Genomic DNA, 15,984 nt, shown 5'->3' on the forward strand with positions numbered 1-15,984 from the left:
TTTTATACGAGTCATGTTTCAATACGTCTGATTGTCTGCTACACTTTAAAGAAAAGGAGTGACTTAATGAACATTGATGAAGTTGTAAACCAACAGTTGTCCACTCTAGTCGAACAACGTCGCTATCTCCATATGCATCCAGAACTCTCTTTTAAGGAAACACAGACTTACCAATACATACTCGAACATTTACGTTCTTGTCCTCATCTTAACATATATGAACATGTAGGTGGTAGTGGTATTGTAGCTAAAATTAAGGGTTTTAGTGACAAAACAGTAGCTTTTAGAGCAGATTTTGATGCATTACCCATCCAAGATCAGAAAGAGGTTCCTTATAAATCTACAGTTCCTGGTGTTATGCATGCCTGTGGTCATGATGGACATACCTCTACTTTATTAGCCCTAACGTCCATCCTGAGCGAACAATCATCCTCTCTGAATGGAAACGTTATCATTATTTTTCAATTCGCTGAAGAACTTGCACCTGGTGGAGCTAAACCTATGGTTGAAGATGGTGTGCTTGACCATGTCGATGTTATTTATGGCAATCATTTATGGAGTTCTTTTAATAGCCATGAAATTCATTCAAGACCGGATGCCTTGATGGCCAGTCCCGATATGTTCCATATTACTCTTATTGGTAAAGGCGGACATGGTGCTAAACCTCATACTTCGATTGATGCGATTGTTGCGATGGCACAGTTTATCAATCAGATTCAAACCATTGTCTCACGCACGATTAATCCAGTTGATGCTGCTGTAATCACAGTCGGAAAAGTTGAGGCGGGTGATGCTTTCAATATCATCAGCCACACGGCACGGTGTAGTGGTACGGTTCGTACATTTGATCCAGCCGTTAAAGCCACCATTAAAACAGCACTCGAACAGGAATTGCAAGGTCTCGCAAAGGCTAAAGGTATTCATTATGAATTCAATTATACAGATGGTTATCCAGCCGTTGTTAATCATGAACGTGAATATCGTATCGTGAAACGAGCGGCCGAAAAACTTGGTCTTAAATTCATTGAAACGGAACCTCTTATGGTAGGAGAAGACTTCTCTTATTATCTTCAAGAACGTCCCGGTGCTTTCTTTATGACCGGGGCTGGCCATCCCGCTGCTGCTCCACACCATCATCCGATGTTCGATATAGATGAGGACGCGATGGCAACTACACTTAAAATGTTTTTAACTATATTAGAAGAGGAAGGTATACTCAATGCTGATTCAAATCGCTGATCAATATAATGATGAACTCATTAAACTTCGCAGACATTTTCATATGCATCCTGAACTTTCTTTCCAGGAAGAAAAGACGCCTGCTTATATAGCTGATTATTTACGGCAACTTAATATAGATGTAGAAACCGGTGTCGGAGGACGAGGTGTTGTAGGAAGAATGATTAAAGACCCCTCACTCCCTACTCTAGCTATCCGTGCAGACTTCGATGCACTGCCGATTCAGGATGAAAAAGAAGTACCTTACAAATCTACTGTCGACGGTGTCATGCACGCCTGTGGCCACGATGCTCATACTGCTGTTCTACTGATTACCGCTAAAATATTAAGCGAGCATCGCGATGCTATCCCCGGTAATCTGGTTTTTATTCACCAGCATGCTGAAGAAGTAGATCCGGGTGGCGCTATTCAGATGATTGCAGATGATTGCCTGAAAGGTGTCGATGCTATTATTGGTCAGCATGTCTCAAGTAGCTTGCCGGTCGGTCACCTCGGCTATAAGGTAGGAACCGTAACAGGCATTCCTGATGATTTTTGGATCACCCTTCAAGGACGCGGCGGACATGCTGCTCATCCTGATACTACAGTCGATCCAGTGGCTGCAGCTATCCGACTGTGCAATGACCTTCAATATATTGTTTCACGTCAAGTCAAACCAACTTCTCCAGCTGTCTTGTCTATTACAATGCTGAAGGCTGGAGAACAGAATAATGTTATTCCTGATACTGCAGCAATCAGCGGTACAATCCGAACATTTGATGCTGAAACACAGTCTCTTATCTATAATGAACTTAAAAAATGTCTAGAGGGTCTGGTGACGACTACTGGAATCACTTATGACCTTAAGTATTTGAAAGGCTATCCACCTGTTGTCAATACAGCAGAAGAAATGATGATGATTGTCGATGCGGCAAAAAAAGTAGACAGTATTACAAAATTAGTAGAACTTGAACCTGCCCTCGGTGGTGAAGACTTCTCTTATTATCTGCAGCGCGTACCAGGTGCATTTTTCTATACAGGGACACGAAATGAGAATTTTAAAGCTGATTTTCCACATCATCATCCTAAGTTTGATATCGATGAACAAGGTCTTATGAATGCTGTAAAAGTTTTTCTGCAGTCTGTCGAAGATTATTTCCAAGAGGTGAATCAATGAACTGGAATTTAGAGGATTATCAGCAGGAGTTAGTTGATATACGCCGCTATCTGCATATGCATCCCGAATTGTCATTTAAGGAAGAGAAGACTAAACGTTATATTGCAGACTATTTAGAACAATTGAATATTGAAGTAGAGAGAGATGTGGGTGGCAATGGTGTAGTCGGCTATATAGAAGGCTCATTACCAGGTCCTACAGTAGCGCTGCGTGCCGACTTCGATGCGCTCCCTATCCAGGATTCAAAAGACGTTCCTTACAAATCTACAGTAGCAGGTGTCATGCACGCCTGTGGTCATGATGGACATACAGCTATGCTTCTTATCACCGCGAAAATCTTAGTTCAGCATCGCAATCAATTAGCCGGGCGTATTGTTCTCATTCATCAGCATGCAGAAGAGCTCATTCCAGGTGGAGCTAAGTCCATGATCGAAGCAGGTGTACTTGAAGATGTAGATTATGTATTTGGTACGCATACAGCGTGTTACCTACCGACAGGCACAATCGGCTTCTGTCCAGGTCCTGCGTATGCCAATGCCGATCGATTCACTTTGAACATTAAAGGACAGGGAGGTCACGGAGCTGCCCCTCATGAGACAAAAGATGCCATTATTGCAGCTAGTCAGCTTATCGCTCAGTTTCAGACCATCATCTCCCGCTCTGTTAACCCTATTGAGACAGCAGTTTTAACGATCGGTGAATTTAAGTCAGGTGATGCCTTTAATGTCATTGCAGATTCTGCATACTTATCCGGTACAGTCAGAACATACCGCGACTATACTAAACAAATGGTAAAAACAAGAATGGAGCAGTTGATTGGTGCCATAGAAGTGGGCTATCAAGTCAGCATCACCTTCAATTATGAAGATGGATACCCTGCTCTTATTAATCCAGAAAAAGAAACACTATGGCTCAAACAAAAAGTAGAGTCAGCAGGCTTTGCTGATGAAGTAATCATTCAGCCTACATCTTTAGGAGGGGAGGATTTCAGTTATTTCCTGCAGCAGAGACCGGGCACTTATTTTTACACAGGTGTTATGAATGAAGATAAAAATGCAGTTTATCCACATCATCATCCGAATTTTGATTTAGATGAAGATGGCTTACTATACGGTGTTCAGACCTTTCTTGCCCTCATAGAAAACATCACTGAATTAAAATAATATAACAAAAAAAGCCGAAGAGCGTCCTCTTCGGCTTTTAAAATTCATCTAATGTGAATTATTTTTCGATTACTGATACAACACCTGATCCAACTGTACGTCCACCTTCACGGATTGAGAAACGAGTACCGTCTTCAATCGCGATTGGAGAAATAAGTTCAACGTTCATTTCAACGTTATCGCCAGGCATTACCATTTCAGTACCTTCTGGTAAGTTAACTACGCCAGTAACGTCAGTTGTACGGAAGTAGAACTGTGGACGGTAGTTAGTGAAGAATGGAGTGTGACGTCCACCCTCTTCTTTTGATAATACGTATACTTCAGCTTTGAACTTTGTATGTGGAGTGATTGTACCTGGTTTAGCTAATACTTGACCACGCTGTACATCTTCACGAGAAACCCCACGAAGTAACGCACCGATGTTGTCACCAGCTTCAGCGAAATCTAATAATTTACGGAACATTTCAACACCAGTTACAGTTGTTTTAGATGGCTCTTCAGTTAAACCGATGATTTCGATTTCTTCACCGACTTTAACTTGACCACGTTCAACACGGCCTGTCGCAACAGTACCACGACCCGTGATTGAGAATACGTCCTCAACTGGCATCATGAATGGTTTGTCTGAATCACGTTCTGGAGTAGGAATGTACTCATCAACCGCGTTCATTAATTCAACGATTTTGTCTTCGTATTCTTCAACGCCTTCTAATGCTTTTAAAGCAGATCCAGCGATTACAGGAATGTCGTCGCCTGGGAAGTCATATTCAGATAATAAGTCACGAACTTCCATTTCAACTAATTCTAATAATTCTTCGTCGTCTACCATATCAACTTTGTTTAAGAATACAACAAGTGCAGGTACACCTACGTTACGTGATAACAGGATGTGCTCACGAGTTTGTGGCATTGGACCATCAGCAGCAGATACTACTAAGATACCGCCGTCCATTTGTGCAGCACCAGTGATCATGTTTTTAACATAGTCAGCGTGACCTGGGCAGTCAACGTGTGCATAGTGACGTTTTTCAGTTTCGTACTCGATGTGAGACGTGTTGATTGTGATACCACGTTCTTTTTCTTCAGGTGCGTTATCGATTTGATCGTAAGAACGAGCTTCACCGCCACCTTTTTTTGATAATACAGTTGCGATAGCAGCTGTTAATGTAGTTTTACCGTGGTCAACGTGACCAATTGTACCAACATTGGCATGGGTTTTCGAACGGTCGAATTTTTCTTTAGCCATTTTGAAATCTCTCCTTAGATATAAGTTTATATTTATATCTCATGAGGGATTCTCACCCTCATGAGGTAAAGCTATAACTCAGTTATAAATCATTTTACAGTAAAAATCAAACTAGATAACTTCAGGGTTATTGACCTTTATTTTTCTTGATGATTTCTTCAGAAACTGATTTTGGAACTTCTTCGTAATGGTCGAATACCATTGAGTAAGTACCACGTCCTTGAGTGTTAGAACGTAAGTTAGTTGCATAACCGAACATTTCAGCAAGAGGAACGAATGCACGAACAACTTGAGCGTTACCGCGTGCTTCCATACCTTCTACACGTCCACGACGACTTGTAACGTCACCCATGATATCTCCCATGTATTCTTCAGGCATTACGATTTCAACTTTCATCATTGGTTCAAGGATGACTGGATCACATTTTTTAGCAGCTTCTTTAAGCGCAAGTGATGCAGCTACTTTGAAGGCCATCTCAGATGAATCGACATCATGGTATGAACCATCGAATAATTTCGCTTTAACGTCGATTAATGGATATCCAGCAAGTACACCGTTTTCCATAGCATCTTTAAGACCAGCTTCTACGGACGGGATATATTCACGAGGTACAACCCCACCGACTACTGCGTTTTCGAATTCGAAACCAGCGCCGACTTCGTTAGGTGTAAACTCGATATGAACGTCACCATATTGTCCGCGACCACCAGATTGACGTGAGAATTTACCTTGAACTGCAGCAGCTGTTTTGAACGTTTCACGGTAAGATACCATTGGCGCACCAACTGTACATTCAACTTTAAATTCACGTTTCATACGGTCAACTAAGATATCAAGGTGAAGCTCACCCATACCACCGATGATAACTTGTCCTGTTTCAGGATCTGTATGCGCGTGGAATGTTGGATCTTCTTCTTGTAACTTAACTAAAGCGTTCGTCATTTTATCTTGGTCAGCTTTAGATTTTGGTTCTACAGATAAGTGGATAACTGGCTCTGGGAATTCCATAGATTCAAGGATAACTTGAACTTTTTCATCACAAAGTGTATCACCAGTTGTTGTATCTTTAAGACCAACAGCTGCTGCGATATCTCCAGAATATACTGTAGAGATTTCTTCACGTGAGTTAGCGTGCATCTGCAGGATACGACCTACACGTTCACGTTTACCTTTAGTAGCATTCTGTACATATGAACCTGAGTTTAATGTACCTGAATACACACGGAAGAATGTTAATTTACCTACGAACGGGTCAGTCATAACTTTGAACGCTAATGCTGCGAATGGTTCTGCATCATCAGGTCTAGCTATAATTTCCTGTTCTTCATCATCAGCTGCATGACCAACGATTGGTTTTACATCTAATGGTGATGGTAAGTAGTCAATTGCTGCATCAAGCATTAATTGAACACCTTTGTTTTTGAATGCAGTACCAGCTAAAACTGGGTAGAATTCAACATCACAAGTCGCTTGACGGATAGCAGCTTTCAGTTCATCAACACTGATTTCTTCTCCACCAAGGTATTTTTCCATTAACTCTTCATTGAAGTCTGCAACAGCTTCAATTAAAGATTCACGTTTTGCTTCTGCATCTGCTAAGTACTCTTCAGGAACATCAGTTACTTCAATGTCAGTACCTAAATCATTTGTATAAGTGTGAAGTTTCATTTCAACTAAATCGATGATTGCGTTGAAATCATCTTCAGCACCGATAGGCATTTGAATAGGATGAGCATTAGCTTGTAATCTCTCATGTAAAGTGCCTACAGAATAATCGAAGTCTGCACCTGTTTTATCCATCTTGTTGATGAATACAATACGAGGTACACCGTAAGTCGTCGCTTGACGCCATACAGTTTCAGTTTGTGGTTCAACACCTGATTGGGCATCAAGTACAGTAACCGCACCATCAAGTACACGCAGTGAACGTTCTACTTCAACAGTGAAGTCTACGTGACCTGGTGTATCGATGATGTTGATACGGTGACCATTCCATTGTGCTGTTGTTGCAGCTGAAGTGATCGTGATTCCACGTTCTTGCTCTTGCTCCATCCAGTCCATTTGTGAAGCACCTTCGTGTGTTTCACCGATTTTATGGATTCGGCCAGTATAATAAAGAATACGTTCAGTCGTAGTCGTTTTACCAGCATCGATGTGAGCCATGATACCAATATTACGAGTGTTCTTCAAAGAGAATTCTCTTGTCATGGGTATTCTTTCTCCTTCCCGGAATTGGGTTTATATTTAGAAAGAGACCAAAAGCATGCATGGGCCTAGGTTCCCAGCTGCGATTGGTTACTTTCATCTTACCAGCGGTAGTGAGCAAACGCTTTGTTTGCTTCTGCCATTTTATGAGTATCTTCACGCTTCTTAACAGCACCACCAGTGTTGTTAGCAGCATCTAAGATTTCGTTAGCTAAACGCTCTTCCATCGTTTTTTCTCCACGAAGGCGAGAGTAGTTCACTAACCAGCGTAAACCTAAAGTAGTACGACGCTCAGCGCGAACTTCTACAGGTACTTGATAGTTAGAACCCCCTACACGGCGAGCTTTAACTTCTAATACAGGCATGATGTTGTTGATCGCTTCTTCAAAAACTTCCATAGCATCACGACCTGAACGTTCTTGAACTAAGTCAAATGCTGAGTAAAGAATTTTTTGAGCAGTACCACGCTTACCATCAAGCATGATTTTGTTGATTAATTTAGTAACCAATTTAGAGTTGTGAATTGGATCTGGTAATACGTCTCTTTTTGCAACAGGACCTTTACGAGGCATGTATATGTCCTCCTTTCCAAGTATATTTATTAGCTCATTTAATGTCTAGCCATGACATCGACATTTACATAAATGAAATAATCCAGATAATAAAAATCAATTATTTTTTAGCTTTTGGTTTTTTAGCACCGTATAATGAACGGCTTTGCATACGACCGTCAACACCTGAAGTATCTAACGCGCCACGAACGATATGGTAACGTACCCCTGGTAAGTCTTTTACACGTCCACCACGAATAAGTACAACACTATGTTCTTGTAAGTTGTGGCCGATACCAGGAATGTAAGCATTGACTTCGATATTATTTGATAAACGTACACGTGCATATTTACGTAAAGCTGAGTTAGGTTTTTTAGGTGTCATAGTGCCAACACGAGTACAAACACCACGTTTTTGTGGTGATGCAACATCAGTAGCTTTTTTCTTATGACTGTTATAACCTTTGTTCAGTGCAGGTGCAGTTGATTTTTTAATTTTAGAAGTACGAGGCTTCTTAACTAATTGGTTAATAGTAGGCATTTTGTATGTCCTCCTCCCTGTTCTTTAATTCCACACATCCAGGTGGTTCATTTTTAAAGTAAATAAAAATTTTGTAAGTATAATGGCTTACAAACCATTTTTCAAGTAAGCTGCAATCATCGCTTTTACTTGAATTCCAAATCGATTACCGAGTTCTCGACGAGAATCGCTGAATTCAATCGGAATTTGTTGCTGCTGTGCTTGTACCAGCACATCGGTTAATAAGTGGATATGAACATCCTGTGCAATCACAATAGAGGATGCACGGTGTTCCTTAAGTGTCTTCAGCGTCTGCTTCAGACCCACTACATATTGATTAGAACGGACTTTTTCATTAGACATGATATCCTCCAAAGCGCTTCTTCATCAACCTTAATTATTCTATCATCCTTTAGAGAGAGTGTCAACTCTTTCTATAAAATAATAGAGGCGGAAGCTATTAAGCTCCGCCCTTATTATTATTCAGTTACAAATGCTTCTTCTGGTTCAAATTCTGGCATACCTTTTTCGTAGTCAACGCCTGAATAGCGTTTCATACCGGTACCCGCTGGAATTAATTTACCGATGATAACATTTTCTTTAAGTCCGAGTAAGTCATCACGTTTACCTTTAATTGCAGCATCCGTTAACACACGAGTAGTTTCCTGGAATGATGCAGCAGATAAGAAACTTTCTGTTTCAAGTGATGCTTTAGTAATACCAAGTAATACCGGTTTAGCAGTTGCTGGACGTTTTCTGTTTTTAAACACTTCACGGTTAGCATCTGTAAATACGTGAATATCAACTAATGCGCCTGGTAACAGTTTTGTATCGCCTGCTTCAATGATACGAACTTTACGCAACATCTGACGAACCATTACTTCTACGTGTTTATCTGAAATTTCAACACCCTGCATACGGTAAACTTTCTGCACTTCTTTAAGCAGATAGCTTTGTGTCGCATTAAGACCTGCCACAGCGAGTAATTCTTTAGGCTCGATAGAACCTTCTGTCATTACTTCACCACGATTCACTTTTGAACCTACTTCTACTTTAAGACGAGCAGTTGCAGGTGCTAAGTAAGGACGTACCTCATTTTCACCTTTAACTTTGATTTCCTGCATACGGTCTTTAACGATATTGATTTCAACTACTTCACCGTTGATTTCAGAGATGATTGCCTGACCTTTTGGATTACGCGCTTCAAATAATTCCTGGATACGCGGTAAACCTTGTGTAATATCGGCTCCGGCTACCCCACCTGTATGGAAAGTACGCATTGTAAGCTGTGTACCTGGCTCACCGATAGACTGTGCAGCGATTGTGCCGACTGCTTCGCCGACTTCCACTTTTTCACCTGTTGCGAGGTTCTTACCGTAACATTTTTCGCATACACCGTGACGCGTATTACATGTGAATGCTGAACGGATATGCATTTCTTCAATACCCGCATCAACGATTGTTTTTGCGATTTCAGGAGTAATCAGTTCATTCGCCTTCACGAGAACTTCTTGAGTCTCTGGATGACGTAAAGTCTCACGAGAATATCGTCCTTCCAGACGTTCAATGAATGGTTCGATCAACTCTGAACCTTCACGGATTGCTGAAACGAGTAAACCGCGGTCTGTATCACAATCTGCCTCACGTACAATAACATCTTGTGCGACGTCAACAAGACGACGTGTTAAGTAACCTGAATCGGCTGTTTTAAGTGCTGTATCGGCAAGGCCTTTACGCGCCCCGTGTGTTGAGATGAAGTATTCAAGTACCGTCAGACCTTCACGGAATGAAGATTTAATCGGCAACTCGATAATACGACCAGCCGGGTTGGCCATCAGTCCACGCATACCTGCAAGCTGCGTGAAGTTAGACGCGTTACCACGAGCTCCAGAGTCACTCATCATGAAGATCGGGTTAAGGTCATCAAGAGAGTTCATCAGACGAGCTTGAATTTCATCTTTTGCTTTTGTCCAGATATCGATAACAGCAGCATAACGCTCACTTTCAGTAATTAAACCACGTGTGAACTGTTTAGTCACTTTATCAACTTTCTCTTCAGCTTCACCGATGATCTGTTGTTTATCAGGTAATACCACGATATCAGATACACCTACTGTGATACCAGCACGTGAAGAATATTTGAAACCTAAATCTTTCATTCTATCCAGCATCATTGATGTATCAGTGATATGGAAACGATTGAAGACTTCAGCGATAACCTGTCCAAGGAACTTCTTGTTAAATGGTTTAACAAGCGGTGTTTCTGCGAGGTATTTCAGTAATCCTTCTTCGGGGATATCATGTGCATCAACAAAGTATCGTTCAGGTGTCTTCTCTTCAAGGTTTGTCAATGATGGTTCATTGATGAACGGGAATGATTCCGGCATGATTTCATTGAAGATCACTTTACCTACACTTGTGATCAGTAATTGCGTGTTCTGTTTATCAGTGAATGTCGGATTATTAAGTGAGCTTGCACTGATTGCGATTCTTGAATGTAAATGCACAAAGCCATTTGTGTAAGCTTTGATTACTTCGTTTGTATCTTTGAAGACATGCCCTTCTCCAAGAGAACCCTTACGTTCAAGTGTTAAGTAGTAGTTACCTAAAACCATATCCTGTGACGGTGTAACAACTGGTTTACCATCTTTCGGGTTCAGGATATTCTGTGCTGCAAGCATCAGCATACGTGCTTCCGCCTGTGCTTCTTTAGATAACGGTACGTGAACAGCCATTTGGTCACCATCGAAATCGGCATTGTAAGCTGTTGTTACAAGCGGATGAAGACGGATCGCACGCCCCTCAACAAGCGTTGGTTCAAACGCCTGAATACCTAATCTGTGAAGAGTCGGTGCACGGTTTAAAAGAACTGGATGTTCACGGATAACGTCTTCTAGAACGTCCCATACTTCGGCGTCCATACGCTCAATTTTACCTTTGGCGTTTTTGATGTTTGTTGCGATTTCACGTTCGACAAGTTCTTTCATTACAAATGGCTTGAATAATTCAAGTGCCATTTCTTTTGGAAGACCACATTGATACATTTTAAGGTTTGGACCTACAACGATAACTGAACGACCAGAATAGTCGACACGTTTACCTAATAAGTTCTGACGGAAACGTCCTTGTTTCCCTTTTAACATATGTGATAAAGATTTAAGCGGACGGTTACCCGGTCCAGTAACAGGGCGACCACGACGACCATTATCAATCAGCGCATCAACTGCTTCTTGCAGCATACGCTTTTCGTTCTGAACGATAATACCAGGCGCACCTAAGTCAAGAAGTCGTTTCAGACGGTTATTACGGTTGATAACCCGACGATATAAGTCGTTCAAATCACTTGTCGCAAAACGGCCCCCATCAAGTTGCACCATCGGACGAATTTCCGGTGGAATGATTGGCAGTACATCTAAAATCATCCATGATGGATCATTACCGGAATGACGGAATGATTCAACCACTTCAAGACGTTTAATCGCTCTCGTTAAACGTTGACCTGTTGCAGATTCGAGCTCTTCACGCAGTGATTTTAATTCTCCATCCAGATCGATTGTTGTCAGCAAGTCTTTAATGGCTTCAGCACCCATCTTAGCAGTGAACTGACCTGGGAATTTATCGTAATATTCACGATATTCACGTTCAGATAATAATGATTTCTTCTCAAGACCTGTCGGACCTGGATCAATCACTGCATAAGAAGCAAAGTAAATGACTTCTTCCAGTGAACGAGGTGACATATCAAGCAGGAGTCCCATACGACTTGGAATTCCTTTGAAATACCAGATATGTGATACAGGTGCTGCAAGTTCGATATGTCCCATACGTTCACGACGTACTTTAGACTTCGTTACTTCTACACCACAGCGGTCACAGACCATGCCTTTATAGCGAACACGTTTGTATTTACCACAGCTACATTCCCAGTCTTTTGTTGGACCGAAAATCTTCTCACAGAATAAACCATCTCTTTCAGGTTTTAACGTACGGTAGTTAATTGTTTCTGGCTTTTTAACTTCACCAAAACTCCATGAACGGATTTTTTCAGGTGAAGCGAGACCTATCTTCATGTAATGAAAGTTATTTACATCAATCAAAGCCCTACCTCCTCAAGTTTTTATATTAAAAGCGTGCTTTTGAAAAGAGATATAACGCCGTTATATCTCAAGTCAAAAGTACATCGTCAGAATTATTTTTCAGTTACTTCAGTTGTTTCCTGAGGTACGTTTAAATTGATTTTATTATCATTGTAATCGTCATCCTCAAGGTCACGCATTTCGATTTCTTCATCCTTATTATCCATCACTTTAACGTCAAGACCTAAACTTTGAAGTTCTTTCATCAATACGCGGAATGATTCAGGAACACCTGGTTTCGGAATATTCTCACCTTTAACGATTGCTTCATAAGTTTTAACACGGCCGACTGTATCATCTGATTTATAAGTCAGGATTTCTTGTAAGGTATATGCAGCACCGTATGCTTCAAGTGCCCATACTTCCATCTCACCGAAACGCTGACCACCGAACTGAGCTTTACCACCCAGTGGCTGCTGAGTAACAAGTGAGTAAGGTCCAGTTGAACGTGCATGGAGTTTATCGTCAACCATGTGAGCAAGTTTCAGCATGTACATCACGCCGACTGATACACGGTTGTCGAATGGTTCACCTGTACGACCGTCATAAAGGACTGTCTTACCATCACGGGCCATACCTGCTTCTTCAATTGTTGACCATACATCTTCATCGTTCGCTCCATCAAAGACAGGAGATGCAACGTGTAAGCCTAAATATTTAGCAGCCATACCTAAATGCAATTCAAGTACTTGTCCGATATTCATACGAGACGGTACACCCAGGGGATTAAGCATGATATCGATTGGACGACCATCAGGCATAAATGGCATATCTTCTTCAGGTAAGATACGGGAGATAACCCCTTTATTACCGTGACGACCACACATTTTATCCCCTACATGGATTTTACGTTTCTGTACGATGTAGACGCGGACCAATTGATTCACACCAGGTGATAACTCATCGCCATCCTCACGATTAAAGACTTTAACATCAAGTACAATACCACCTGCACCATGTGGTACACGAAGGGAAGTATCACGTACTTCACGCGCTTTTTCACCGAAAATTGCATGTAATAAACGTTCTTCAGCTGTCAATTCAGTAACCCCTTTAGGTGTTACTTTACCGACTAGGATATCGCCATCTTTAACTTCAGCACCTACGTAAATAATACCGCGGTCATCTAAGTTTTTAAGAGCGTTATCTGAAACGTTTGGAATATCACGTGTAATCTCTTCAGGTCCAAGTTTAGTATCACGAGCTTCTGACTCATATTCTTCAATATGAATAGATGTATACACGTCATCTTTAACGAGACGCTCACTCATGATAACCGCATCCTCGTAGTTATAACCATCCCATGTCATGAAACCGACAACAACGTTACGACCAAGTGCCATCTCACCGAGTTCCATAGAAGGACCATCTGCTAAAATTTCGCCTTTTGTCACAACGTCACCAACTGCAACGATTGGACGCTGGTTATAACATGTTCCTGAGTTTGAACGAGCAAATTTAGATAATTTGTAAGTATCTAAATCTGTTTCGATTTCTTTGCCGCCTTCTTCAACGATACGACGGACTTTAATTTGACGTGCTTCAACGTGTTCAACACGTCCTTTATATTTAGCAACAACCGCTGCACCAGAGTCACGCGCAGCAACGTGTTCCATACCTGTGCCGACGAACGGCGCTTCAGGGTTCATAAGAGGCACTGCTTGACGTTGCATGTTCGCACCCATCAATGCACGGTTAGAGTCATCGTTTTCTAAGAACGGAATACATGCAGTCGCAGCCGATACAACCTGTTTCGGTGATACATCCATATAATCCATACGTGTACGTGGCATCTTCGTATTATCGCCGCGGAAACGACAGACAACTTCCTCATTAACGAAATGACCTTCTTCATCTAATACTGAATTCGCCTGTGCCACTACATAGGCATCTTCTTCATCAGCTGTTAAGTAGTCAATCTGATCTGTAACACGGTTCGTTTCAATATCAACTTTGCGGTACGGCGTTTCAATGAAACCAAATTCATTCACACGCGCATAACTTGATAATGAGTTGATCAGACCGATGTTAGGTCCCTCAGGTGTCTCGATTGGACACATACGACCATAGTGAGAATAGTGGACGTCACGTACTTCCATACCAGCACGTTCACGAGTTAAACCGCCGGGTCCTAAGGCAGATAAACGACGTTTGTGCGTTAATTCCGCTAATGGATTCGCCTGGTCCATGAACTGTGATAACTGTGAGCTACCAAAGAATTCTTTAATAGATGCAATCACTGGACGGATATTGATCAATTGCTGTGGTGTGATAGATTCAGTGTCCTGAATACTCATACGCTCGCGCACGACACGTTCCATACGTGATAAACCGATACGGAACTGATTCTGCAGTAATTCACCGACTGAACGCAGACGACGGTTACCTAAGTGATCGATATCATCTGTGAAGCCGACGCCATGCAGTAAGTTGAAGAAGTAGCTGATTGAAGAAATGATATCAGCTGGTGTAATGCTCTTCACTTCCTCATCAGGGAAGGCATTACCAATGATTGTTGTTGTACGTTTCTCTTCATCGCCAGGAATGTAGACTTTGATAGACTGCATCTCAACAGGTTCATCAAGTAAACCATTATCAAGCTCATACACTTTCAGGTTTGCATTGTTTTCAAGTACATCGATAATCTGATCTAAATTACGACGGTCAAGCAATGTCCCTTCTTCAGCAACGATTTCACCTGTTTCAACGTCAACAATCGGCTCAGCAAGTGTCTGGTTAAACAGACGGTGCTTAAGATGAAGTTTTTTGTTCATTTTATAACGACCAACACTTGCTAAATCATAGCGTTTTGGGTCGAAAAAACGAGAATAAAGAAGACTTCTCGCATTATCTACTGTAGGTGGTTCACCTGGGCGTAGACGTTCATATATTTCAAGTAACGCTGATTCAACTGAATCAGTATTATCTTTATCAAGGGCATTACGTAGAAATTCATTGTCACCTAATAAATCGATAATTTCCTGATCACTTGAGAAACCAAGTGCACGCAAAAGAACAGTAATTGGTAATTTACGTGTACGGTCAATACGAACATATACGATATCTTTCGCATCTGTTTCATATTCAAGCCATGCACCACGGTTCGGAATGACAGTTGCACCGAAACTTACTTTACCGTTCTTATCGACTTTATCGTTGAAGTAAACAGAAGGGGAGCGGACAAGCTGTGATACAATAACACGTTCAGCACCATTGATAACGAATGTGCCTGTATCTGTCATCAATGGGAAATCACCCATGAAGACTTCCTGTTCTTTCACTTCACCTGTTTCTTTAATGATTAGACGAACTTTAACACGTAAAGGTGCAGAATAAGTCGCATCGCGATTTTTAGCTTCATCTAAATCATATTTAGGTTCGCCAAGTCTATAGTCTACGAACTCAAGTGATAGGTTGCCTGTGAAGTCTTCAATAGGAGAAATGTCACGGAACATTTCAAGAAGGCCTTCTTCAAGGAACCATTCATAAGATTTCGTTTGAATCTCGATTAAGTTCGGTAATTCTAAAATTTCGGAGATACGGGCGTAACTTCTACGCTCACGATGTCTTCCGTACTGGATAAGTTGACCTGTCAACAGATTCACCCCTCAAAGATTGTAATGACTCACTTGCTCATAAGACAAAAAGAAAACGGAATTCATATTAACTCCATTTTCACCATATATGACTGTCTCCATCTTGCTAATATGAGCTAGAAAAGTACATACTTATTGAATTTAAAATTTAACATTCTATTACTATAACAG

At 41.3% G+C, this 15,984-nt stretch carries 10 protein-coding genes; 3 read left to right on the top strand and 7 right to left on the bottom strand.

The genetic code is table 11. The features are described 5' to 3' along the window. Positions 1-66: 66 nt before the first annotated feature. Genes ERX37_RS10100 through ERX37_RS10110 form a run of 3 tightly spaced genes read left to right on the top strand, consistent with a single transcriptional unit; the run spans position 67 to position 3,558 of the window. On the top strand, positions 67-1,239 hold the full coding sequence (locus ERX37_RS10100; RefSeq protein ID WP_133430559.1) for an amidohydrolase: 1,173 nt from the start codon (positions 67-69) through the stop codon (positions 1,237-1,239). Then, entirely contained in the window at positions 1,220-2,395 is a 1,176-nt protein-coding gene (locus ERX37_RS10105; protein ID WP_133430560.1) for a M20 metallopeptidase family protein, read from the top strand. Before ERX37_RS10100 ends, ERX37_RS10105 begins: the two co-directional genes overlap by 20 nt. After that, on the top strand, positions 2,392-3,558 hold the full coding sequence (locus ERX37_RS10110; protein ID WP_133430561.1) for an amidohydrolase: 1,167 nt from the start codon (positions 2,392-2,394) through the stop codon (positions 3,556-3,558). The genes ERX37_RS10105 and ERX37_RS10110 overlap by 4 nt, the downstream gene beginning before the upstream one ends. A gap of 58 nt (positions 3,559-3,616) precedes the next feature. Here the strand turns inward: ERX37_RS10110 and tuf are convergent, their stop codons facing one another. From tuf to rpoB, 7 genes are all read right to left on the bottom strand, one after another. After that, positions 3,617-4,804, bottom strand: a complete 1,188-nt coding sequence (gene tuf / locus ERX37_RS10115) for an elongation factor Tu (RefSeq protein WP_133430562.1) — start codon at positions 4,802-4,804, stop codon at positions 3,617-3,619. Between the two features lie 127 nt (positions 4,805-4,931). Then, positions 4,932-7,013, bottom strand: coding sequence for an elongation factor G (gene fusA, locus ERX37_RS10120; protein WP_133430563.1), 2,082 nt, complete (start codon positions 7,011-7,013; stop codon positions 4,932-4,934). 98 nt (positions 7,014-7,111) lie between these two features. Beyond that, positions 7,112-7,582, bottom strand: coding sequence for a 30S ribosomal protein S7 (gene rpsG / locus ERX37_RS10125; RefSeq protein WP_133418109.1), 471 nt, complete (start codon positions 7,580-7,582; stop codon positions 7,112-7,114). Positions 7,583-7,682: 100 nt separating this feature from the next. Continuing rightward, entirely contained in the window at positions 7,683-8,102 is a 420-nt protein-coding gene (rpsL, locus tag ERX37_RS10130) for a 30S ribosomal protein S12 (RefSeq protein WP_133418110.1), read from the bottom strand. An 87-nt stretch (positions 8,103-8,189) separates the two neighbouring features. Next, on the bottom strand, positions 8,190-8,444 hold the full coding sequence (locus tag ERX37_RS10135) for a ribosomal L7Ae/L30e/S12e/Gadd45 family protein (RefSeq protein ID WP_133430564.1): 255 nt from the start codon (positions 8,442-8,444) through the stop codon (positions 8,190-8,192). A gap of 116 nt (positions 8,445-8,560) precedes the next feature. After that, positions 8,561-12,178, bottom strand: coding sequence for a DNA-directed RNA polymerase subunit beta' (gene rpoC / locus ERX37_RS10140; protein WP_133430565.1), 3,618 nt, complete (start codon positions 12,176-12,178; stop codon positions 8,561-8,563). A 92-nt stretch (positions 12,179-12,270) separates the two neighbouring features. Further along, positions 12,271-15,813: a DNA-directed RNA polymerase subunit beta gene (gene rpoB / locus ERX37_RS10145; RefSeq protein ID WP_133430566.1), complete on the bottom strand. Its 3,543-nt coding sequence runs from the start codon at positions 15,811-15,813 to the stop codon at positions 12,271-12,273. Positions 15,814-15,984: the final 171 nt, after the last annotated feature.

The organism is Macrococcus hajekii (assembly GCF_004359505.1).
GTDB lineage: Bacteria > Bacillota > Bacilli > Staphylococcales > Staphylococcaceae > Macrococcus > Macrococcus hajekii.

Excerpts from the sequence above, each read along its gene's own strand:
- rpsG (WP_133418109.1), bottom strand. The coding sequence starts at position 7,582 with ATGCCTCGTAAAGGTCCTGTTGCAAAAAGAGACGTATTACCAGATCCA.
- ERX37_RS10100 (WP_133430559.1), top strand. The coding sequence starts at position 67 with ATGAACATTGATGAAGTTGTAAACCAACAGTTGTCCACTCTAGTCGAA.
- tuf (WP_133430562.1), bottom strand. The coding sequence starts at position 4,804 with ATGGCTAAAGAAAAATTCGACCGTTCGAAAACCCATGCCAATGTTGGT.
- ERX37_RS10110 (WP_133430561.1), top strand. The coding sequence starts at position 2,392 with ATGAACTGGAATTTAGAGGATTATCAGCAGGAGTTAGTTGATATACGC.
- ERX37_RS10135 (WP_133430564.1), bottom strand. The coding sequence starts at position 8,444 with ATGTCTAATGAAAAAGTCCGTTCTAATCAATATGTAGTGGGTCTGAAG.
- ERX37_RS10105 (WP_133430560.1), top strand. The coding sequence starts at position 1,220 with ATGCTGATTCAAATCGCTGATCAATATAATGATGAACTCATTAAACTT.
- fusA (WP_133430563.1), bottom strand. The coding sequence starts at position 7,013 with ATGACAAGAGAATTCTCTTTGAAGAACACTCGTAATATTGGTATCATG.
- rpsL (WP_133418110.1), bottom strand. The coding sequence starts at position 8,102 with ATGCCTACTATTAACCAATTAGTTAAGAAGCCTCGTACTTCTAAAATT.